General features: G+C 67.2%; 3 protein-coding genes. All 3 read right to left on the reverse strand.

All coding sequences use genetic code 11. The features are described 5' to 3' along the window. Window positions 1–735: PulJ/GspJ family protein (locus tag FVW27_RS14750; RefSeq protein ID WP_167126508.1), on the reverse strand; the 735-nt coding region annotated here is incomplete at its 3' end. An 11-nt stretch (window positions 736–746) separates the two neighbouring features. Further along, window positions 747–1217 (reverse strand): type II secretion system protein, encoded by a 471-nt coding sequence (locus FVW27_RS14755; protein WP_167126511.1) that lies wholly within the window; start codon window positions 1215–1217, stop codon window positions 747–749. Then, window positions 1214–1768, reverse strand: a 555-nt coding sequence (locus FVW27_RS14760) for a prepilin-type N-terminal cleavage/methylation domain-containing protein (protein ID WP_243838485.1), incomplete at its 5' end; no start/stop codon positions are given. The genes FVW27_RS14755 and FVW27_RS14760, both read right to left, overlap by 4 nt.

Below are 1768 nucleotides of genomic sequence, written 5' to 3' on the forward strand. Positions count from 1 at the left end.
CACCACGCGGGCCATGTCCGGCCCCACGGCGTAATAGGCCCGCACCAGTGCCCGCCCGCCCGACCACGGCAGCAGCAGCCTGTCGCGGAACTCGCGCAGTTGCACCACAACGGGGTGGTCGCCGTCGCCCGCCGCCGCCGTGGCCACGAAGCACACGTCGTACCGGGCCAGCGATGGCGGTGCGGAGTTGGGGCTGGCCCCGCCCCGGTTTTCGTTGTTGCGGGGCACGATGCGATTGACGAACCGGCGTGTGGTGCCGCCCGGCGCGGTAAGCGTGAAATCGATGTCGATGGCGGACAGTTGCCGCGCATCGGTGGTAGAGGCCCATGTGGTGGTGGAGGTGTCCTCCTGCCAGTAGGTCAGGCTGAAGGCGGTCACGTTGTCGATGAGCGTATCGCCGTTGGCCGCGCCGCCGGTGCCGTCGGCAATGCGTATGGCCTGCGCGTTGGCCACGTACTGGATGGACCGGTTGAACTGCGCCGTACCTTGCGCGCCCACGTTGCGCACCACCAGCAGGGTGGAGGAACTGTTGGCCGGTATGTCCACCAGCTCCATTATTTCGCGGGTCAGGCGGTCCATGGCCAGTTGCGCTTCTTGCGCCAGTTCGCTGGCCTCGCGCGCCGCCACGAAGCTGCGCGCGCCTGTGGAAATGCCCACCCCCGCCACGGCGGCCAGCAGGCCCGTCAGTACCAGCACCACGATGGTTTCGATAAGGGTGAAGCCCTTGGCGTTCATGGCATATCCCCCTAACGCGAAAACAGGGTGGTGGCGGTGGAGCCGTCCACCTCTATGGTTACGCGCAGCATGTCGCCGCTGCTGTCGGCCTGTTCCGTGAAGTTGGGCGCGCTGCCCGTGAAGCGGATGCGCCGGTTTACCTGCACGGTGTATGATCCGGTGGTGTAGCGATTGTTGGTCTGGATGCTGCCCGCCGTGCCGATGCGGCCCATGATGGAGGAGATGGGATCGTTGGCCGTGGCGTACAGTTTCCGGTAGTCGGCGGTCATGGATTCAATGATGTCGGTCAGCTGGGCCTGCGCCGTGGTGCGGGCCAGGCTTTCCGCGCTGCCGCGCAGGGCTGTGCCGGAGACGGAAATCATCATCAGGCCCACCAGGGCGACCAGCACGACCGTGACGATGATCTCGATGAGCGTGAACCCCGCGCGCCGGTCGGTGCGCATGGGGGGCGTTGCATCGGTGCGGTGGGTGGGCCGGTTCATTGCAGGTACCCCGTGTTGCGCACCACCACGATGCTTGCCGTCTGGCCCAGGTAGCTGAGGGTGACGGTGGTGTTGGTCGTTCGTAGGGTGGTGCCCGCCGCATCGGAACAGGGCCTGCCCCACTGGTCGAAACTGATGATGGAGGCCCCGGTGGTGAAGGTGGCCCCGTCTTCCAGGGTGATGATGCCGGTACTGGGCTGGCCGGGCAGGACCACGCGGGTGGCGGCATTGCCGTTGCGGAAGATGGCATAGGTGGTGGTGGAAATGAGCTGCACCCCGAAGATTTCGTCGCTGTTCATGGACCGGGCGCGGGCATAGCGCAGGTGGCTGCGCACGCTGGCTTCCATGCCGCCCAGTTCCGCCGGGGTCTGGTCGAAGATGCGCTCGATGGCCACGGCGACGATCACGGCAATGATCACCAGCACGGCCACCACCTCGATGATGGTGAAGCCGCGCTGCCCGGTCGCACCGCGTGAAAGGGGGGGGGCAGGAGGAAAAGCGGCGACCGTGCCCCCCGCGCGCCGACCCGCGGCAGCGCGTGGCGCGGCAGG

This window comes from Nitratidesulfovibrio liaohensis (genome assembly GCF_011682075.1).
Taxonomy (GTDB): domain Bacteria; phylum Desulfobacterota; class Desulfovibrionia; order Desulfovibrionales; family Desulfovibrionaceae; genus Cupidesulfovibrio; species Cupidesulfovibrio liaohensis.